The sequence below is a fragment of the Ruegeria sp. BB6 genome (assembly GCF_056539385.1).
On sequence record NZ_JBQFUW010000005.1, the window covers coordinates 254,461 to 272,640 of the forward strand.

At 57.1% G+C, this 18,180-nt stretch carries 19 protein-coding genes and 1 tRNA gene; 17 read left to right on the top strand and 3 right to left on the bottom strand.

Annotated elements, in window-relative coordinates; genetic code table 11:
• The first annotated feature begins 124 nt into the window (after positions 1-124).
• Positions 125-2,413, top strand: coding sequence for a glycosyl hydrolase family 28-related protein (locus ACR0B7_RS13925; protein WP_170576822.1), 2,289 nt, complete (start codon positions 125-127; stop codon positions 2,411-2,413).
• Between the two features lie 41 nt (positions 2,414-2,454).
• On the opposite strand, the gene ACR0B7_RS13930 is transcribed toward ACR0B7_RS13925, so the two are convergent.
• A complete protein-coding gene (locus ACR0B7_RS13930) occupies positions 2,455-3,138 on the bottom strand; it encodes a hypothetical protein (protein WP_480681722.1) in 684 nt (227 codons plus the stop codon).
• A 121-nt stretch (positions 3,139-3,259) separates the two neighbouring features.
• On the opposite strand from ACR0B7_RS13930, the gene ACR0B7_RS13935 reads away from it, so the two are divergent.
• Together ACR0B7_RS13935 and ACR0B7_RS13940 are read left to right on the top strand one after the other, a co-directional pair.
• Positions 3,260-3,586, top strand: a complete 327-nt coding sequence (locus tag ACR0B7_RS13935; RefSeq protein ID WP_170484945.1) for an antibiotic biosynthesis monooxygenase family protein — start codon at positions 3,260-3,262, stop codon at positions 3,584-3,586.
• Positions 3,587-3,651: 65 nt separating this feature from the next.
• Positions 3,652-4,059, top strand: coding sequence for a universal stress protein (locus ACR0B7_RS13940; protein ID WP_170388960.1), 408 nt, complete (start codon positions 3,652-3,654; stop codon positions 4,057-4,059).
• On the opposite strand, the gene ACR0B7_RS13945 is transcribed toward ACR0B7_RS13940, so the two are convergent.
• Entirely contained in the window at positions 4,044-4,547 is a 504-nt protein-coding gene (locus ACR0B7_RS13945) for a pyridoxamine 5'-phosphate oxidase family protein (protein ID WP_170484943.1), read from the bottom strand. The two genes, ACR0B7_RS13940 and ACR0B7_RS13945, sit on opposite strands and share 16 nt — an antisense overlap.
• Before the next feature lie 238 nt (positions 4,548-4,785).
• Here ACR0B7_RS13945 and ACR0B7_RS13950 point away from each other — a divergent pair, with 238 nt between their 5' ends.
• The 3 genes from ACR0B7_RS13950 to ACR0B7_RS13960 all read left to right on the top strand — a co-directional run bounded on the left by ACR0B7_RS13950 (position 4,786) and on the right by ACR0B7_RS13960 (position 6,460).
• Positions 4,786-5,088, top strand: coding sequence for an excalibur calcium-binding domain-containing protein (locus ACR0B7_RS13950; RefSeq protein WP_480681725.1), 303 nt, complete (start codon positions 4,786-4,788; stop codon positions 5,086-5,088).
• Between the two features lie 54 nt (positions 5,089-5,142).
• Complete coding sequence (locus ACR0B7_RS13955) at positions 5,143-5,496, top strand: MmcQ/YjbR family DNA-binding protein (protein WP_170484939.1); 354 nt, start codon at positions 5,143-5,145, stop codon at positions 5,494-5,496.
• A 424-nt stretch (positions 5,497-5,920) separates the two neighbouring features.
• Positions 5,921-6,460 carry a hypothetical protein gene (locus ACR0B7_RS13960; RefSeq protein ID WP_480681728.1) on the top strand — a complete coding sequence of 180 codons (540 nt, stop codon included), beginning with the start codon at positions 5,921-5,923 and terminating at the stop codon, positions 6,458-6,460.
• A 200-nt stretch (positions 6,461-6,660) separates the two neighbouring features.
• Here the strand turns inward: ACR0B7_RS13960 and uvrB are convergent, their stop codons facing one another.
• Positions 6,661-8,847, bottom strand: coding sequence for an excinuclease ABC subunit UvrB (uvrB, locus tag ACR0B7_RS13965; protein WP_170484937.1), 2,187 nt, complete (start codon positions 8,845-8,847; stop codon positions 6,661-6,663).
• A 149-nt stretch (positions 8,848-8,996) separates the two neighbouring features.
• Between uvrB and ACR0B7_RS13970 the strand changes: the two genes are divergently transcribed.
• The 11 genes from ACR0B7_RS13970 to ACR0B7_RS14020 all read left to right on the top strand — a co-directional run bounded on the left by ACR0B7_RS13970 (position 8,997) and on the right by ACR0B7_RS14020 (position 18,065).
• Complete coding sequence (locus ACR0B7_RS13970; RefSeq protein WP_170484935.1) at positions 8,997-9,308, top strand: ETC complex I subunit; 312 nt, start codon at positions 8,997-8,999, stop codon at positions 9,306-9,308.
• Positions 9,309-9,785 carry a GNAT family N-acetyltransferase gene (locus ACR0B7_RS13975; RefSeq protein WP_170484933.1) on the top strand — a complete coding sequence of 159 codons (477 nt, stop codon included), beginning with the start codon at positions 9,309-9,311 and terminating at the stop codon, positions 9,783-9,785. It abuts the gene before it with no gap.
• 21 nt (positions 9,786-9,806) lie between these two features.
• Positions 9,807-9,883, top strand: a tRNA-Arg gene (locus ACR0B7_RS13980).
• A 240-nt stretch (positions 9,884-10,123) separates the two neighbouring features.
• Positions 10,124-11,539: a tyrosine-type recombinase/integrase gene (locus ACR0B7_RS13985; RefSeq protein WP_480681731.1), complete on the top strand. Its 1,416-nt coding sequence runs from the start codon at positions 10,124-10,126 to the stop codon at positions 11,537-11,539.
• Positions 11,536-12,168, top strand: a complete 633-nt coding sequence (locus tag ACR0B7_RS13990; RefSeq protein ID WP_480681733.1) for a hypothetical protein — start codon at positions 11,536-11,538, stop codon at positions 12,166-12,168. Before ACR0B7_RS13985 ends, ACR0B7_RS13990 begins: the two co-directional genes overlap by 4 nt.
• Before the next feature lie 365 nt (positions 12,169-12,533).
• On the top strand, positions 12,534-12,782 hold the full coding sequence (locus tag ACR0B7_RS13995; RefSeq protein WP_480681735.1) for a helix-turn-helix domain-containing protein: 249 nt from the start codon (positions 12,534-12,536) through the stop codon (positions 12,780-12,782).
• Positions 12,782-13,432: an AAA family ATPase gene (locus ACR0B7_RS14000; RefSeq protein ID WP_480681737.1), complete on the top strand. Its 651-nt coding sequence runs from the start codon at positions 12,782-12,784 to the stop codon at positions 13,430-13,432. The genes ACR0B7_RS13995 and ACR0B7_RS14000 overlap by 1 nt, the downstream gene beginning before the upstream one ends.
• Positions 13,432-14,211, top strand: coding sequence for an ATP-binding domain-containing protein (locus ACR0B7_RS14005; RefSeq protein ID WP_480681739.1), 780 nt, complete (start codon positions 13,432-13,434; stop codon positions 14,209-14,211). Before ACR0B7_RS14000 ends, ACR0B7_RS14005 begins: the two co-directional genes overlap by 1 nt.
• 117 nt (positions 14,212-14,328) lie before the next feature.
• A complete protein-coding gene (locus ACR0B7_RS14010) occupies positions 14,329-16,878 on the top strand; it encodes a DUF5906 domain-containing protein (RefSeq protein ID WP_480681741.1) in 2,550 nt (849 codons plus the stop codon).
• Positions 16,879-16,881: 3 nt separating this feature from the next.
• The gene (locus tag ACR0B7_RS14015) at positions 16,882-17,442 is read left to right on the top strand and encodes a hypothetical protein (RefSeq protein ID WP_480681743.1); all 561 of its coding nucleotides are present in this window, start codon (positions 16,882-16,884) and stop codon (positions 17,440-17,442) included.
• 488 nt (positions 17,443-17,930) lie between these two features.
• Positions 17,931-18,065, top strand: a complete 135-nt coding sequence (locus tag ACR0B7_RS14020; protein ID WP_480681745.1) for a hypothetical protein — start codon at positions 17,931-17,933, stop codon at positions 18,063-18,065.
• Positions 18,066-18,180: the final 115 nt, after the last annotated feature.

Sequence of the window (18,180 nt, forward strand, 5' to 3'; positions counted from 1 at the left end):
CGGTGACGTGACGGGCGATTAATCCCTTTTCGATACTCAGAATTTCGCGCTTGGGGCTTGATCCTCGGGCACTGGGTTTATGCGCACGGCGACCTACCGCAGCGCAACTGGGAAAGGGATTTCTATGAACAAGGCAATCACCGACGGTATCGTGTTCATGCCGCCTGCTTTTGCAAACGGCCTAAATGTTTGGTCCAGCGGCGATGGAACGCCCGGTTCGCCGACCTACGATGGTTCTGGAACAGGGGCATTTGTCCCAGCGGATGCCGATTTTGGCGGCTGTCTGGAGATATTGAAGGTCAATCCGACCCAGCAGTTGCGGTATATGGGCCAGACCCCGCTGCTGCCTGGATGTTATTTGCAGATCAAGGCAAGAGTTAAGGCAATCAGTGGCCCATTGCCCGAAGTGCGTATCGCGGCGTGGGCAGGCGGTGCCGGAGACGTGCGCGTGTCCGATGTGGTGGACCGCGGCGCGGCAACACAATTGTCTGGTTACGGTACGGTGCACGAGATCACGGCTATCGTTGGCACCGGACAGCGCGCTGGCGTTGACATGCCTTGGGGCGTTCAGGCGATTTACGGGCATTTCGGTCTGGACATCGACGGTGCAAACGGAGCGGTGATCCGGGTCGACGACATCGAGATTTCGGATGTCACAAGCGTTTTCCTTCGGGAAATGATCAGCCTGGTCGATGTACGGGACTTTGGTGCCGTTGGTGATGGCCTAGTTGATGATACCGCTGCATTTCAGGCGGCTGATCAAGCCGCCGCGGGGCGAAGGGTTTTTGTGTCCAAGGGGACCTATCTTCTGGCGCAGAACACGACACTGTCGTCAGAAGTCGAATTCGAGGGCACGGTTTCCATGCCCGACGACAAGATGTTGCTGCTGACCAAAAACTTTGACTTGCCTGCCTACATAACGGCATTCGGCGATGAAGAGATCGCCTTCAAAAAAGCTTTCCAAGCGCTTTTGAACAACTCGGACCATGAATCGCTGGACATGGGAGGGCGAAAGATCGCGATCAATGCGCCGATCGATATGGCGGCGGCGGTGCCGAACAAGCAGACCGGGTTTTCAACACGACGTGTAATCCGTAACGGCCAGTTTGATGTCAAAAGCAATTCGGCGTGGGATACCGAAACGTTTACTTCGGTGGCGACTTACGACACCTCGGATCCGACCCGTCTGACCAACGTGGCCAATGTCGCGAACATCCCGGTGGGTGCGCTGGTTCAAGGCAGCGGGGTTGGTCGCGAAATATATGTTCGTTCCAAAAATGAAGGTGCGGGAGAGATCACCCTTAACGCCCCGATCTATGATGCAGCGGGTACGCAGACCTTTACGTTTGTGGCGTTCAAATACCTGCTGGATTTCAGTGGCTTCAGCACTCTGCGCAAGTTCGGAATGGAGGAGATTGAATTCCAGTGCAATGGCCGTTGCAGCGCGATCCGGCTTGCGCCTTCGGGCAGCACCTTCGCCATTACGAATTGTTTCGTCAGCCGCCCCAAAGATCGGGGTATCACGTCGATCGGAACCGGCTGCCAAGGGATGCTCGTTGATAATTGCCAGTTCCTTTCCTCCGAGGAATCTTTCAACGTTTCGGATCGCGAGTCCATTGCGTTGAACGCGACGGCGAATGACATCAAGCTGCGCCACAATCGGGCGGTGCGGTTTTTGCATTTCGCCATTTTGGGCGGGACGAACAACCTTGTTCTGGGCAATCACTTCTTTCAGGGGGACAGCATCCCTCAGGGTGTCCGCAGTGCCGGGCTGGTGATGATCGGTACCTACAATAGTTCGACAATCTCGGAAAATTACGTCGATAACTGTTTTGTACAATGGACGAATGAGAGGGATTCCAACCCGGTCTATACCGGAGGGTTCTCTTTCAGCTCGATGACCATATCTGACAATATCTTCTACTCGAGCGAGGTTGCGCCCTGGTTCAGCCCAATCGTCATTCGCCCGCACGGAGGAGGGCATTTCCTGAACGGCGTCGTGGTAACAGGTAACAAGTTCCGTTCGACCAACGGAAGTATCGATCGTGCAGAAAGGGTGGACACGACCTTTGCCGACCTGAACTGGCAAGCGCATCTGAACGTCAAGTTTCAGGACAACACGTTCCATGGCGTAACAGCAAAAGTCGAAAACCCCCTGAGACTACGCTTTTCGCAGAATTCTGCGTCGCAGGTCTGGACGATCGGGGCGCAGGGGCGTTTGCCTTTTGGCGGGCGGGCGCGAAGCTGTGACGCCGTCGTGGTTCTGGGTGAATTGAAAAGCACATTCGGCTCGACGGTCTACACGACCCCGTATGTCGATCTTGAGAAGGGGACCAACGGCGATCAAATCCAACTGCGGTGGTCCCAAGGCGTCCGTGGGCAAGTATCGGCGACCATGAGAATGGAATACTAAACCGGCCTTTTTCTGGTTCAGGCGGGGCGTTCCGTCGAAGCCTAAAACTCTCCCCATATAGCCACTTTGATGCCCGTATTCCTGCGGGCATCATCGCGTTCCAGTCCCAGAACCCACGTGGTTGAGCTGTCCGGTTTGCGAACCATGACCGAAGGCCGAACTTTCCAAAACAGCGGTTCACCGGAACGATAAGCGGTTTCGACTTGCAGCAAAGGGTTCACCCATCGCTGCGACGACAGGCCAGCGGTCAAATCCAGTTTTCGGATCAAGGCGTCGTGCGTTCGGTATTCCAGAGTTGTATCCAGCGCGATCCAGCCGTTCCCCCAGCCAGTCTGGAAGCCTTTGCCGTAGGACAGCGTTGCTTTGTACAAGGCCCATGCCCCTGTGTGCCGGTGATGCGTACCGATGCCAAGTTCTGCCGCAAGCCGTCCTCTGTGTCGCAGGTCCAATACAGGTATCCGGGCAAATACCGTCGCGTGGCCGTATAGGTCTCGGTTTTCTTCAAAGTCGAAGCCTACGGTCAAGTTGTCTCTGGCCCCCCATTCTGCATAGAGAGACGATTTATAGTCAAAACCGTGGTGCTTTTCTTTGAAAACGGTCGCAGAAGCAGCAGTGAAGGCTGCGTCTTTTTCTCTTAGCCACGCACCAGATAACGCAGGCGAGGCGGTGGTCAGTAGCAGAAGAAGGCAGGCAATCCGGCGCATACGCGCAGCATCCGGCAGCATGGTTAACGGATCGTTAGGATTTATTGATTTCTGAGAATCCGGGTCGTGGTTGGCATTCAAAGGAAACCCGCGACGTTTTCAAAACCTATGTTAAGTTCAGAGTGAACAAGGGAGATTCCAGATGCCGAAAATTGCTAAGAACGCAAGCGTCCAAACCGTCATCACCACCTTTGAAATGACGCCGGGCACCTGTCACGACCTGCTTGAGGCTTTAACCGATGCCTATGCGGAACTCATATCTAAACAGCCGGGTTTCGTTGCGGCTGGCCTGCATGTGAATGATGCGCAGACCCGAATTGCCAATTATTCACAGTGGGAGCGCCGCGAGGATTTTCTAGCGATGCTGCGCACCCCAGAGATGCGCACTCGGAATCGAAAGATCAACGAGCTGTGCAAAAGCTTCGAGCCAGTCATGTATGATGTTGCCGAAACATTCGGCAGTTCGTGACTTAAATCAAAGCCCTGGTGCACGAATTGCCGCATCTTGTCCTAAATTGAACGGAGGTGCGCGTCATGTATCACAATATTCTGGTCCCTATTTCCTTTGATGCCGAGCGAGATATTTCCGGCCCCCTGAAGCTGGCCGAAGTCTTGGCCACGCCGGGTGCGCAAGTGACATTGCTGCATGTGGTCGAGCATATTCCAAGCTATGCAATCTCTTACATGCCGCCCGAATACCTGGCCGAAGCGCGCACGGCGCTTCAGACAGAATTGGACAATCTGGCTGCGAAGCTACCCAACGCGACAGGGGTTGTGGTCGAAGGGCATTCGGGGCGAACGATCCTTGACTGGGCGGAAGAACATAAACCCGATTTGATCATCATGGCCTCGCATCGACCGGGGATGCAGGATCTGCTTTTGGGCTCGACGACGAACCACGTGGTGCGACACGCGGCCTGCGCGGTTCATGTGGTGCGTTGATCGGGCAGTAAATCCCCTTGGGCAAGGCGCCAAGCCTTGCCGAAACCGCCATTCAGCAGACCTTCGGAAATCTCAAACCGGACAAACCCAAAGTCGGTGAAATCTGCGTATAGTTTCGCTTTGGGCCGCTGGCTCAGAAAGTGGGCGCGCAGTTTTTCGTGTTCTTCGGTCCTTCTGGCGATGAAGGTGGCGCTTGCGTGCAGGGTGAGGCGCGGGTGGATCAATGGGTCGCCGGAATTGCCCGGCTCTCCGATCAAAAGCGCGCAGATCGGGTTGACGCTTAGGGCGCGTGTGTGGTCCGCCAGCGTTGAAATCAAGGTGACCGGCGATCCGGTCTGGTCCAGGGCCAAGGCGATGCGAGACACAGACGGAGCGGGTGTATCCGGGCGCAGAACGGCCAGTGCGCCATAGGTGGCGCTGGCGAGCAGGTCTTTTGCCAGTTTGCGGGCCGAGTCATCTACGTCTCGGAAAGGGGTCGAACTTGTCATGTCGCACCGCAGGGTAGGGGAGTTTGCAGCCCAAGTGTAGACGTCAGCAAAGCGGTTTGTCAGGGCCAATTGCGGGTGATTAACCCTCGGATTCGTCACGAAAATAGTGTATGATGAACATATGCTGCCCCAATCCCCTGTGCCGCGACAATTTTTTACCGATCCGAACACGCCAGCGCGCCGCAGGCGTGCGGAATCGTTGCGACGGCGGGCGCTTTCGCCTGTGCGAATCCTGATCATGGTTCTCTTGCTTCCAGTAACGACCGCAGCAATCGCGTTTAGCGTTTACTTGCGGACGTCCAAGTTCGAGCAGGAAGATGCGATCTTTCATCTCATCGCGTTGGGAGGGTGCTCGACATCCGAAGCCATTCTTCCGGGGCCGTATTTCATAGGAGAGCCGGGATATCATCGACGCAACGACCCCGATGGCGACGGAGCCGCATGTGGCAATGCCTCTCAAACTGCCGCGTCCACGACGAATGAGCCGCCCAAGGCCGCGACCGTCCACGCGGTGGGAACCGCCAAATTCGTCCGGCCCTGAGTTGGCGGTTCATTCTGACTTGCCTAGCGTCGCGCGCACCGCCAAAACTTCACAATGACACGCGACGACTTCAACGAATTCTGCGCCAGTCTCAAGGCGACCACCCACGTTGTGCAATGGGGCAACGCGGATGTGTGGAAAGTGGGCGGCAAGGTCTTTGCGATCTGCGGCTGGAACGAGGGGCGCGACGCCTTCACCTTCAAAGCCACCGATCTGGCCTTTGAGGTGCTAAGCGACCAACCCGGCATCCGCCCCGCGCCCTATTTGGCCTCACGCGGGATGAAGTGGCTACAAGTCTACGAGGCGCGCGGGATGAGCGACACCTCCCTGCGCGATCATATCGTGACCTCGTATGATCTGGTGGTGGCGAAACTGACCAAGAAGATGAGGGCGGAGTTGGGGGTTTAGGAGGTGGTTGGTGCTTTGGAGGTTGTGCGATCTGGGCGGGGTGTTCGTCATGGCAGCCGATTGGCTCACAGTTTGTGATTTCCAACGTGGAGGAGGGAGCGCTGGGCTGCAAGTTTGAAGTGTGGGGGAACGAGTAAGCACCGCAGCAGTGTGCATTTTGGTAACTTTTTAGCTGGTAAGAAAGATGAATTGGGTGGAGCCAGGTTCATAGGGTGAGGTTTTCTTGAGTTTGGATGGTCGCGAAATAGTGGGCTGGAAACCCACCCCGATGCTTCGCAAGGTTGCGTTTGCGCCCGATTGCGATGCATAGTTGTTTGAATAATATTTAGTCATTGATATTTGAGATATATTTTGGACACATCCCTTGCCCAACTAGCGTTAATTTTTCTGCCCGGGATAATTTGGGCCAGTTTGAACGAAACTTATGGCTCCTCGCCTGAAGTTAGCGCTGCAGTCATTCTTATTTGGAATTACAACATATTCTGTTCTGTACGTAGTATACAGCGTTGCCGGATTTGAATTCTCAGCAAGCAGCTTAGAAGATGCTTCGACGTCAGCTTTAACGAAGTTCGCAGACGAAATTATTTGGTCTGTACCGTTGAGCTTAGTATTAGCCATCGCTTGGTTGTATTCAGTTCGGCACAAGTGGGTGATGAAATTTCTATTTAAGATTGGAGCATCGAGTAGGTTCGGCCCAGAAGACGTTTGGAGTTTTACTTTTAATAGTACTCAACCGCATGTCGAATACGTAGATGTTCGAGACTGCGAAACGGGGTTTGTTTATTCAGGTTGGGTGAATGCCTATTCTGAAACAGAGGACACGCGTGAATTGTTGCTTGTAGATGCAATTGTCTACTCAGAGGAAGGTGACGTTATCTCAGAATCGCCGCATCTATATTTGGCTCGTCCGAAGTCCAACATTTGGATAGAATTCCCTTACAAAGAAGAGGTGCAAAATGTCTAGGAAAGACAGTCAACGATCACTTGGTTTTGGTATCAAGCCGTCGAAGGGCAAAACTATAAATGAAGGGTCATACATAAAGGGTGGCCAAAATCCAGATAAGTCAAAGATCGAAACTCGCCCAGCTCCGCCTCGCCCGACAAAGCCCAAGAAGTGATGCTTCAAGAAATTAAGCGCATTTGCCGACCGGAATAGGCACCAACTCACCTCTTCCTTCGCTTCACATTCCCACCCCGCTGCCCCGGCCTGCCAGCCGTTGACCGTCCGCGCGATTTGACCGCATCCTCAGACGCCTTCTCGACCGCCCATTGGCGCGCCATGGGGTCGTCGGCGACGGCGAGGTCCACGGCTTCCAGGCGTTTGATCTCATCGCGGATATTGGCGGCCTCTTCGAACTCAAGGTTCTCGGCGGCTTTGCGCATTTGCTCGCGTAACCCGTCCAAGTGAGTCTCAAGATTCGCGCCATGCATCGGTTTGTCGATGGTGGCGGTGACGCGGTTCATGTCTACGTCGCCTTCGTAGAGACCGGCCAGAACGTCCTCGACGTTTTTCTTCACCGTCTCGGGCGTGATGCCGTGTTCTTCGTTATAGGCGATCTGCTTGGCGCGGCGGCGGTTGGTCTCGCCCAAGGCGCGCTCCATGCTGCCGGTGATCTTGTCGGCATACATGATCACACGGCCATCGGCGTTCCGCGCGGCGCGACCGATGGTCTGGATCAGCGAGGTTTCCGAGCGCAGGAACCCTTCTTTGTCCGCGTCCAGAATGGCGACCAGCCCACATTCGGGGATGTCCAGCCCTTCACGCAGCAGGTTGATACCGACCAGCACGTCGAACGCGCCCAGACGCAGGTCGCGCAGGATTTCGATCCGCTCGATCGTGTCGATGTCCGAGTGCATGTAGCGCACCTTGATGCCCTGTTCGTGTAGATACTCGGTCAGGTCTTCGGCCATGCGTTTGGTCAGCGTCGTGACCAGCGTGCGATAGCCATCGGCGGCGACTTTGCGCACCTCGTCCAGCAGATCGTCCACCTGCATCGACACGGGCCGGATTTCGACCTCAGGGTCCAAGAGGCCTGTGGGACGGATCACCTGTTCGGTAAAGACACCGCCGGATTGATCCAGCTCCCACCCGGCGGGCGTGGCCGAGACGAAGACGGATTGCGGGCGCATGGCGTCCCATTCCTCGAACTTCAGGGGGCGGTTGTCCATGCAGGACGGCAGGCGGAATCCGTGTTCGGCCAGCGTGAACTTGCGCCTGTAGTCGCCCCGGTACATGCCACCGATCTGCGGGACCGAGACGTGGGATTCGTCGGCGAAAACGATGGCGTTGTCGGGGATGAACTCGAACAGGGTCGGGGGAGGTTCACCGGGCGCGCGACCGGTCAGATAGCGCGAGTAATTCTCGATCCCGTTGCAGACGCCGGTGGCCTCGAGCATCTCAAGATCGAAATTGGTGCGTTGCTCTAGGCGCTGCGCTTCCAGCAATTTGCCTTCACCGACCAGTTGGTCCAGCCGGATGCGCAGTTCCTTTTTGATGCCGATGATCGCCTGCTGCATCGTGGGTTTGGGCGTGACGTAGTGGGAATTTGCGTAGACCCGGATGTGGTCCATCGTGTCGGTTTTCTCACCGGTCAGTGGATCGAATTCGGTGATCTGTTCCAGCTCTTCGCCGAAGAAGGACAGCTTCCACGCGCGGTCTTCAAGGTGGGCGGGCCAGATTTCCAATGAATCGCCCCGCACCCGGAACGAGCCGCGCTGAAAGGCCTGATCGTTGCGGCGGTATTGCTGGGCGACCAGATCGGCCATCACCTGCCTCTGATCATAGTCGCTGCCTACCTTGAGGTCCTGCGTCATCGCCCCATAGGTCTCGACCGAGCCGATACCGTAGATGCAGGATACCGAGGCTACGATGATCACGTCGTCCCGCTCCAACAGCGCGCGGGTGGCCGAATGGCGCATCCGGTCAATCTGTTCGTTGATCTGAGATTCTTTCTCAATATAGGTGTCCGAACGCGGCACATAGGCCTCGGGCTGGTAGTAGTCGTAGTAGGAGACGAAATATTCGACCGAGTTTTCGGGGAAGAAGCCCTTGAACTCGCCATATAACTGCGCCGCCAGCGTCTTATTCGGTGCGAGGATAATGGCGGGGCGCTGGGTTTCCTCGATCACCTTGGCCATGGTGAAGGTTTTGCCCGTGCCGGTCGCGCCCAGCAGAACCTGATCGCGCTCGCCGCTGTGAACGCCCTCGGTCAGTTCCTTGATCGCTGTCGGCTGATCTCCTGCCGGATTGAACTCAGTATGCATGACGAACTGCTTGCCGCCTTCCAGCTTGAGGCGGGCGCGGACATCTTCGGAGGTCAGTTGCGTCTTGTCGGAATGAGCGTAGGCCATCGGGGGATTCCTTTCGGGCCTGATTTTGATCTGTTTTTGTTCTTGTTCAAGGGGCAATTGAAAACGGAATGTTGCGACAATTCCGGTCTTGTTCGCGGGGCCAGCGTGACGCATAAACACCCTCAGCCAAGTGAGTACGGAGAGGCTACATGCGCGCACGGATTTACCAGCCTGCACGGAATGCGATGACTTCAGGGATGGCCAAGACCCGCAAGTGGATTCTGGAATACGCCCCTGCATCTACACGCGAAGTCGACCCGTTGATGGGCTGGACTTCGTCGAACGACACGCAGTCGCAAGTGCGTTTGAAATTCGACACCAAGGAAGAAGCTCTGGACTACGCCAAGGACAACGGCATCGACGCGCAAGTCAGTGAGCCGCACAAGCGTAAGCCCAACTTGCGCTCTCGTGGTTATGGCGAGAATTTTGCCACCGACCGTCGTGCGCCCTGGACCCACTGAATGATCGAAATCCAAGAGGCCGACCCGACTTCGGACGCATTACGCCCGGTTGTTGAGGCTCATTTCGCGCATAGCGAAACTGCTGGTCCCGCCGAAAGCAATCACACAATGGATGCCGAAGGGCTGGCCGGTCCGGGCATCCGGTTCTGGGCAATGTACGAAGATGGGCAGGCAATAGGGTGCGGTGCGCTAAAGGCGCTGCCGGATGGGACGGCCGAGGTGAAATCCGTTCACGTGATTGCCTCTGCGCGTGGGCGCGGACTTGCGCGTGGGATGATGACGCGTTTGGCCGAAATAGCGCAGCATGAAGGGGTCGCGGCATTGGTGTTGGAAACCGGAGCCGAGAACCTGCCCGAGTATGATGCAGCGCGTAAACTCTATGAGTCGTTGGGCTATTCCTATTGCGGCCCGATCTTCGGCTACGAAGACGATCCAAACAGCGCCTTCATGCGCTTGGGTCTTGAACCCCGCCCATAAAAACCGCAAGAAGGGCGCAGCGGTCCCGTAGCTCAACTGGATAGAGCAGCTGACTTCTAATCAGCAGGTTGAGGGTTCGAGTCCTTCCGGGATCGCCAATCACAAACCCCCGAAAAAACTACATAACCTCCTTATTTCCTTCGCTTTCCCGTTTGCGCCCGCTGACAAACCCGGCCTTCTCGACTTCCGCCGATAAACGGGGAGGAACGGGGGTGGTTAGTGAATCCGTGGAACATCCGTGGAATATTTCCGCATCCGGTGCTATATGGGGAAGGTGCCGGGGAGGAGTGTCGGAACTCCGCCCCCGGCTATAGCCATCGTAACTGTGGAGTAAACCGATGACCGAACCAAACTTAACCAAAGCTGATCTGGCTTTGAAGTATCTTCAGGAAGCACTGGCAACAGGGGTGCGGGGGGATCGCCGCAAAGCGATCCTGCATGCAATCGCGGTATTCGAGACAGGCGAATCCCGTCCCACTGCCGTTAACAACAAAACGCTGGACGCGATGAAGGGCGGCGACAAACTGACCGACCCTGATCACACTGGCCTGCTTTATCGCTGCGGTAAGGATGGCGTTGTTGCGTATTTCCGCTTTCGTCACCCTGTCACTGACCAGCAGAAGGAAATCCGCATCGGAAGTTACCCGGCGATTGCGCTGGGTGATATTCGTTCGATCTGTTCTGACCTGAGGGAACAGCGGCATCAGGGCAAAATCCCTGCGATGCCAGCAGCGATGCCCGTGGCGACTATGAGCGTTGCCCAGATGGTTGATCGCTATCTGGAGGAATACGCCAAACCCTTCAAACGCTCATGGAAGGAAGATCAAACCCTTCTGCTGACGTATTTTGTCGAACCCTATGGCGATATCCCTGCCCATGAGATCACGAAGGAAACCATCGACTCGATCCTGCAGGGGCTGGAACGTGACCTGCAGAAGCGGGGCAAAACGATGCGGCGGAGTCAGATGCTTCGGGCCGTGTTGTCGAAGGTTTATAACTATGCACTGGCTGTTCCGCTGACGAAGGAGGCCGCCGAAGGCCAGCCCATCAACCGGCAGTCATGGTTGCCAGCAGGAACGGCGAACCCGGTGACGATGACGCAGAAGCCGGGATACAAAGCAAAGCGCCACTCCCCAAAGCTGGCAGAACTGCGGACCTTCTGCACTATCACGGCAGGGGTTTCTGCCGTTGAAAGCGTGACGGATTCAACGGCACGGAAGGTGCTGCGGCTGCAGGCTTTGACGTTTACCCGCATCAACGAAGCCTGCCAGATTGAGTGGGCCGATCTCGATCTGGAAGCTGGCACGTGGACAATTCCCGAAGCGAAGTCGAAAAACCGGCATCCGCATACGGTGATGTTGTCCCGGCAGGCACTGGCACTGCTGCGGGAACTGGCACAGGAGCGGAAGGGTTCGCCCTATGTGTTCCCATCGGCAACCGACCCCCGCAAACCAATCTTAGAAAGTCTGGTGCAAAAGTTCTGGAGGCAGCAGCGGACGGAACACCCCGAAGTAAGTGAGCGGTTCGGTTCGCATGGATTGCGCCGGGCAGGGGCTGCGTTTGTGAAGCAGGCAGGGGGAAACGAGGATATCCGCGACCGTCTCCTTAACCACGTTAAGGGCGGAGTTGATGCCCTGTATTCAGGCGGGGAAACGCTGGACGATGCCGCCCTGAGGTATTCGCAGCTATGGGCAGATCATCTGGACAGCCTGACTGCCGACAACATCACGCATATTTCGGAGGGCCGGGCATGAATATCGAAGCACCCGTTGTTAGGGATGAGGATGAGTTTCTGAACCTGAAAAACGCCTGTGACGCCGGGGAACTGGTTGAGGGGCTGGATGATGTTGAGGCCCACTATCTCCTGCAGGACGGACGGAGGATCGCTAAGACGGTATATGATCACGTTGCGGAGCGGGTGCCGTTTATCATCATGAAGCGCACCCCGATCACCCGGCCAAACTGCGAAACATGGCAGGAGGCCGCCCAGATTGTCGATCAGTGCCCCGAAGCCGAAGTCAACAAAGTTTGGAGCGGCGAAGATTTCTATTTCACCGGTGACGGCGTGAAATATGACGCCGACGATATCCGGCAGTTGCGGAAGTGGGTTGATAAGGAGCGGATGAAGGAGGAACTGCGGGGGGAATTAGGGGTTAAGGGAACAGCGGCCAACCAGCAGAAGGCGGAGGAGTGGCAGCGGCTGTTGGCCCTGTTCTACCAGAAAGCCGATGCAGATGGCATGGATCACGACGGAGCGAAGGAAGCGGCGTATGAACAGTACCGGGCCTTAGCGGAGGCGAACGATGATCTGCGCAGCATCAAACGGGAAACGGCCTATAAGTTCATGACGATTGGCAACATGCAGAAGCACAAACCGAAGTGAGGCGAGTTGAGGAGGGGGGCGATTCAACCTGTAGATCGTCTCCCATATATAAAAAGTGAAAAAAAACCTCCCAACCTCCCATCGCGTTGTAATCAAACAGTAAATTTCCAGAAACCCCCCGAAAAACCTCCCACAAACCTCCCATAAACCTCCCATAAACCTCCCACGAACCTCCCGAAACCGGGGGGTTTTCCTTATTGCGCCCCCCGAGGGGTGCAACAGCAGCAGCGCAAAGCCAGCCCTGCCGCAAAGCCAGCATTGCGGCAAAGCCGGGGCATTGCGGCAATGCCAGCACTGCGAGGCTTTCCATGTCTACACCGAATAGCGACCGTCGGCGTTTGTCGGCGGAAACTTTGGAGTAAGACATGGAACAACAGCCCGACCAAACGCAGGGCGATTCCGTCGAATTCGATGCCATCGAACCCGACCTGATGAAGCTGGCAAAATTCAGCGCATCAACCGGAATCCCTCCCTCAACTGTTTATGACCTGCTGGCACGTGATGAACTGGAGGCCGTTAAGATAGGCCGCGCCACTTTCATCCGCATGGAAAGCTATGCGCGCATGCTGGACCGGCAGCGCTGGAAGCCCAAACGGGCAGGGGGATCGCGCTGATGCAATATTCCCCCGATCAAACCATCGCTTTATCCGCAATCGAAAGCTGGCACAAAACAGGCGGCCAGATGTTTCAACTAGGCGGCGCTGCAGGATGCGGCAAAACCACACTGGCACAGGCAGCGCTGGACCGTCTCGGCCTGAAACCGTTTAGCAACGCGAAGTTCTGGACCGAGATGCGGACAGGCAACCCCCAGCCGCAGAAAAACACCTATGCCTGCGGAACGCCCACACGCCGCGCTGCAGGCGTTCTGACGCGGAAGGGGGTGCGCGGTGCCCGTACAATCCACTCCCTAGCCTATAACCCGTGGCAAAATTTGACGCCCGAGATAAAGCGCGAGATTGCCGAACTCGAACGCGAGATTTCCGGCATCGAAGGCCAGATTGATCAGGTGATTGAGGCCGAAGGGGAGGATGCGCCAAAAGCCCTGAAAGCAACCCGGCAGATGTTCCGCCTGATTGATCGCGTGGACAAACTCAAACAGCCCGACTTTTCGTTTAACCCGGCCCTGATTGAGTGCGCGTCCCTGCTCCTGCTGGATGAAAGCAGCATGATTACCCGCAGCATGTGGCGCGACCTCCTGTCCGCTGACGTGCGAATCCTCGCGCTGGGTGACGTGTTCCAGCTTCCCCCGGTGGAGGCGGCGTGATGGGCTATTTCGACTTTGGCAGCATCGACGCCGAACTGACCCAGATACACCGGCAGGAACAGGGCTCTGTGCTGGAACTGGCAACCAAACTGCGGCAGGGGCAGGGCATCCAAACGGGCACATATGAACATGCCCTCATCAGGGATTATTCATGGTGGCAGAAAGCCGTGGAAAACAGCCCTGAAACCTTCGCCAGCGCTGGTTTTGTCATCGTGGACAAACACACAACCCGCAGGAAGGTAAACCGCGCGATCCGTTCGCTGCACTATGGCCGCCACACCTATCACCCCGAACCCGGCGACCGCCTGCTGATCTGCAGGAACTGCCCGGCAACAGGACTATCCAACGGCGACACGATCACAATCGGCGCGCTGGAGTGGCGCGATGATCTCAACGGATACGTCATCACGGCTTACACGCACGGTGAAACAGGTGAGGAAATCAGCGGTAAAGCCGAAGCCTTCGCAATCCCGGTCAACAGGCTGGCCCAGACCTATGACGCGAAGCCAACGAAGCTGAACCGCAAAGCCCTAGAAAAAGCTGATCTGCCGATGATCCCCGTCGATTACGGATGGGCCATCACCTGCCACGCAGCGCAGGGCAGCGAACGTGACAACGTGATTGTCATCGGCTCGTGGATGGGCGGCACAGACCTCGAAACCAAATACCGATGGGCTTACACGGCACTGACACGGGCGCGCCAATACGTGATCGCCTACATCCTGCCGCTGCCCCCGCTTCAAAGCTGGCAGGACCATAACGCCCAAAACGGGGGCTAATCGTGGAACATCCGTGGAATCCAACAGTTCCCGGCGGCTGGTTTAGTAAACAGTATCAATAAGTTACGGCCAGATGGTGCGCTGCTACCCCATCAGAAGGCCAGAAGGACAGACAATATGCAGAAGGAACTGACAGGCAGAATCCGTACTGTTGAAGCGCGCCACGCTGACCAAATCCTGCGCGCTATCGGAGCGGAACCCATCAGGGGCAGTGCGCACATGCGGTGCCCTATGCCGGGGCACGATGATCGGAACCCCAGTTTTCGTTATGACCCGCAGGCCGAGCGCTGCTTTTGCTCCTGCAATCCCGGCGGAATTACCTTAACGGATGTTGTCTCGGCGGTGCGGGGCGTGGATTTCATGCAGGCCGTGCGCGAGGTGAGCCAGATCACCGGCGAACAAATCCTGACCAACGGACACGCCAAACCGCGCAGCAAAGCCAACGGCAAACCAACGCCGGAGCAGGAAGCGCAGGCAAAGCAGGCTGCGGAGGAAAAAGCGCAGCAGGACGCCGAACGCGCCGCTGAACAGGCTTCCAAAATCCGTTGGATCGAACACGAATTACAACGGCTGCAGCCCATCGCGAACACCCCCGCCGAAATCTATTTGCGCACCCATCGCGATCTCGGAGACGTTGACCTGCAGTTTCCCGATCTGGGCTTTATGCCTGACTATCGCGTGAAGCCTGAGGGCAGGACGAACCCGGCGCTGGTTGCGATCTGCCGGAACCCTGACGGGCAGGTGACGGGCATGCAGGGAACGCTGCTGAACCATGACGGCAGCCCACGCCGCGACCAGAAGGGGCAGAAGGTAAAGCTGTCCTGCGGTTCTATCCGTGACGGTTTCGTCACCCTGCGGCACCCTGCAGCCGCCTGTGTCGCGATAGCCGAAGGGATTGAAACTGGCCTGACCCGCATGATTGCAGGACCGGCAGAAGTGCGGGTTTGTCTCGGCGGCCTGCGGGAGATAGGAACAGCCGGAGCCGAAGGGCGCGTTGAACTGATTGCCGACGCAGACAAAGTGCAGGCCACCCGTGCGATGGCCCGAGACGCGGCTAAGGCCCATCCAGACCTGCAGGCATACGTTGTCGCGATGCCGCGCGTTTTGGGCAAAACCGCTGATCTTAACGACGTTCTGTCCGAGCAGGGAAGGGAAGCGGTTGAGGCCGTTGTTGACGATGCCGAGCGCATCCACGCCAAAAAGCCGCGACCGGGTAAGGAACTAAGCATCGGATCGGATGCGGAAGTTGCCGCGAAGGTGTTGGAGCATCTCGAAAACCTGTTCGGCCCCGTGGTCATCTGTGAAGGGGCCGCATGGATATTCGATGGCAGGATTTGGACTCCGCTGGATGACAACCGCCTGAGCCGACATATTCAGGCGTATGACGGGGCAACTTTTACAAACCCGTCCGGCAGCGTGTCGCGCTACAACGTGAGCCAGCAGAAAGTAACCAGTGTGCGCGCCCTGTTGTTTTCAACGCGGGAATCGCCGGACTTTTTCGCCAACGCTGCGACCGGCATCGCGACCCGCAACGGCTTTATCAGCTTTAGGGAACAGGATGACGGGACTTTCAAAGCCGTGCTTCTGCCCCATGCCCGAAAGCAACGGGCGCGCCATATGGTCGATTGCAACTGGCAGGAAAAGCGCGGCCCTGACTTTGAGCGGGGGTTTCAGAATAGCGACCTGAAAACCCTGCTGGATGGCCTGTTTTCGGCAGAAAAAACCTATGAGCGCATGCAGGTCGAACAGCCTGACATGGGTTTCAGCATGCAGGATGCGCTGCAGGACCAGCAGGACCGGACAATCCTGTTGCTGGAACTGGCAGCGGCGGCAGCGCTCGGATATGGCACCCGACTCCGCTATCCGAAGGCCGCGATATTTCTGGGCAGTGGCAGCGCTGGCAAATCCAAAACCGGCCTACTGCTTTCATCAATAGTGGACAAACGCGCAGTCACTTCTATTGCACCGAACGCGATGGGTGAACGGTTCGGGCTGGCCCGTATGCGTGGCGCTGTTCTGAACATCGCGGAGGAAACCGGAGGCCGTGCCATGGCTGGCGAGGCTTTTAAACGCGTCATCACCGGCGATGTTTGTCAGGCTGAGGCGAAGCATAAGGACCCGTTCGACTTTTTCCCCGTCGCGCAGCACATATTCACCTGTAACGACCTGCCAACCTTCGCAGGCGGCGTTGATACCGGAATTGCCCGGCGCATCCTGATCGTGCCGTTTGACAACGTGTTTGCCGAAACCGCCGCAGAACTCGGGCAGGACGGTAAAAGCCAGATGGCGGATGAAGGACTCGTTCCGCGCATCGTCGCAAACGAACTCCACTTTCTGCTGGATTTGGTTGTTGATGCAGCCTGCGGCCTTCTGCAGCGCGGATCGTTTACCAACCCGCAGACCAGCGAAATCGCCAAAGCCGCATGGATGGTGGACTCGGACCGAGTGCGCGGCTGGGCGGCAGAACGGCTGGAACTGGCACCGAATAGGCGCGCGACCGTTGCCGAACTGTATATCGACTTCCGCAACTGGTGGCATGAGCAGGGGCTGACAGGAACGATGCCAGCCAAAAACAGCTTTTCCCGCAGGCTGAAAACGGCGGAACCCGGTTTGATCTCAGGGCCAAACAGCGCCGGTGCCTGCTTCCTTAACGCAAAGCTGAGGTGACGCATGACCCTGCTCAAACACCTGATCGCGCCGCTGGAGCCTGCATCTGAACAGGGTGATCCATGCTCAAACGTACCCGATCAACATGATGCCGATGTTGCCGATGTCCCTGCCGTAGACGAGGTTACAACCCCCCCGTCTCTGGCAGGCTTTGACACTCTGATTGCAAAGCTGCGCAGCATCAACGACGCCGACGAACTATCCAGCTTTTTACATGCTCCTGCCTTCGGCTATCGGCCAGCGTGGACGCCGGAGGAACGCCGCCTGATCTACAGTCGCCGCCGATATTTATCCCGCAGGAAATCGGGAGCGCTGCCATGCAATCAGAACGCCAGCAGCGACAAACGCCAACAAAACAACGGTTCTGCCAACCCGCATGAGGGAGGGGAGTCCACGGATGTTCCACTAATCACCGGATGGGAGGATCAAGATGCAGGAATTAACCGCATCAGCAGTGCGCGAAGCGTCTCGGAAAGCAGCGCAGGAGGCGGAGGCCCGAAGCAAAGTCACATGCGCCATCATGATCGGCGGGGCCGTGACTATCCGAGCGGAGTCCGAGCCTGAGTTAAAGCGCATCAAAGTCGCACTGGCAGAAGCTGGGAATCCCGAACGGGTATCTGTTCGGCTCGACCGGCCTGATCATCCGCAGGGCAAACCGGAGCCAAAGCCCAAACCAACAACGCCACGAAGGAACAACGCCCGGCGGCGGCTGACAGTCAGTCTGTATCGGATGCCTGAATCCATCCCCAACCCCTGAAACGATGCGCGGCGCGGAAGGGAACCAAACAACCCGACCACGCCGCAACACACTTTGGAGTGAGTACCGATTATCATGTTTGCCATCATCCCTGAACAAAAAGCCCGCCACTGATGGGCCGCCGATCAGATTTCCCCCGCATCGAACGGGACTTTTACGCCACGCCTCAGGCCGCCGTTGTCCCGCTCCTGCATGAACTTATTGTTGCGCTATCTGACCAGCGCCCGACCTGGCTGTTGCTCGACCGGCCAGCCGAACGACCTTCATCCCTATTTTTCGGAAAGCAGGTGAACCCATGAGACGACTCCCGCCTCATATCCAGCGCATACTGGACCGCAAACGGGCAGCGCAGCAGCGGATCGCGCGCGACCTCAACAACCTACCCACGGCAGAAGATGGTGACTATACGTTTCACAGGCTCGCCTCCTGACTTTGCGTTAGTTCATCCAAATATTGTTGGGTCCGCCTGGTGCGTGGATGCCGCGTTCCCCATTCCATAGCGGGTCGTGGTGAACCATGCGTCCGTATTGGTCCATACCTGTGCC

What these genes read in the sequence shown, in the direction of transcription:
- ACR0B7_RS13925 (WP_170576822.1), top strand. Translation starts at nt 125, where the DNA reads ATGAACAAGGCAATCACCGACGGTATCGTGTTCATGCCGCCTGCTTTT.
- ACR0B7_RS13930 (WP_480681722.1), bottom strand. Translation starts at nt 3,138, where the DNA reads ATGCTGCCGGATGCTGCGCGTATGCGCCGGATTGCCTGCCTTCTTCTG.
- ACR0B7_RS13935 (WP_170484945.1), top strand. Translation starts at nt 3,260, where the DNA reads ATGCCGAAAATTGCTAAGAACGCAAGCGTCCAAACCGTCATCACCACC.
- ACR0B7_RS13940 (WP_170388960.1), top strand. Translation starts at nt 3,652, where the DNA reads ATGTATCACAATATTCTGGTCCCTATTTCCTTTGATGCCGAGCGAGAT.
- ACR0B7_RS13945 (WP_170484943.1), bottom strand. Translation starts at nt 4,547, where the DNA reads ATGACAAGTTCGACCCCTTTCCGAGACGTAGATGACTCGGCCCGCAAA.
- ACR0B7_RS13950 (WP_480681725.1), top strand. Translation starts at nt 4,786, where the DNA reads ATGGTTCTCTTGCTTCCAGTAACGACCGCAGCAATCGCGTTTAGCGTT.
- ACR0B7_RS13955 (WP_170484939.1), top strand. Translation starts at nt 5,143, where the DNA reads ATGACACGCGACGACTTCAACGAATTCTGCGCCAGTCTCAAGGCGACC.
- ACR0B7_RS13960 (WP_480681728.1), top strand. Translation starts at nt 5,921, where the DNA reads ATGGCTCCTCGCCTGAAGTTAGCGCTGCAGTCATTCTTATTTGGAATT.
- uvrB (WP_170484937.1), bottom strand. Translation starts at nt 8,847, where the DNA reads ATGGCCTACGCTCATTCCGACAAGACGCAACTGACCTCCGAAGATGTC.
- ACR0B7_RS13970 (WP_170484935.1), top strand. Translation starts at nt 8,997, where the DNA reads ATGCGCGCACGGATTTACCAGCCTGCACGGAATGCGATGACTTCAGGG.
- ACR0B7_RS13975 (WP_170484933.1), top strand. Translation starts at nt 9,309, where the DNA reads ATGATCGAAATCCAAGAGGCCGACCCGACTTCGGACGCATTACGCCCG.
- ACR0B7_RS13985 (WP_480681731.1), top strand. Translation starts at nt 10,124, where the DNA reads ATGACCGAACCAAACTTAACCAAAGCTGATCTGGCTTTGAAGTATCTT.
- ACR0B7_RS13990 (WP_480681733.1), top strand. Translation starts at nt 11,536, where the DNA reads ATGAATATCGAAGCACCCGTTGTTAGGGATGAGGATGAGTTTCTGAAC.
- ACR0B7_RS13995 (WP_480681735.1), top strand. Translation starts at nt 12,534, where the DNA reads ATGGAACAACAGCCCGACCAAACGCAGGGCGATTCCGTCGAATTCGAT.
- ACR0B7_RS14000 (WP_480681737.1), top strand. Translation starts at nt 12,782, where the DNA reads ATGCAATATTCCCCCGATCAAACCATCGCTTTATCCGCAATCGAAAGC.
- ACR0B7_RS14005 (WP_480681739.1), top strand. Translation starts at nt 13,432, where the DNA reads ATGGGCTATTTCGACTTTGGCAGCATCGACGCCGAACTGACCCAGATA.
- ACR0B7_RS14010 (WP_480681741.1), top strand. Translation starts at nt 14,329, where the DNA reads ATGCAGAAGGAACTGACAGGCAGAATCCGTACTGTTGAAGCGCGCCAC.
- ACR0B7_RS14015 (WP_480681743.1), top strand. Translation starts at nt 16,882, where the DNA reads ATGACCCTGCTCAAACACCTGATCGCGCCGCTGGAGCCTGCATCTGAA.
- ACR0B7_RS14020 (WP_480681745.1), top strand. Translation starts at nt 17,931, where the DNA reads ATGAGACGACTCCCGCCTCATATCCAGCGCATACTGGACCGCAAACGG.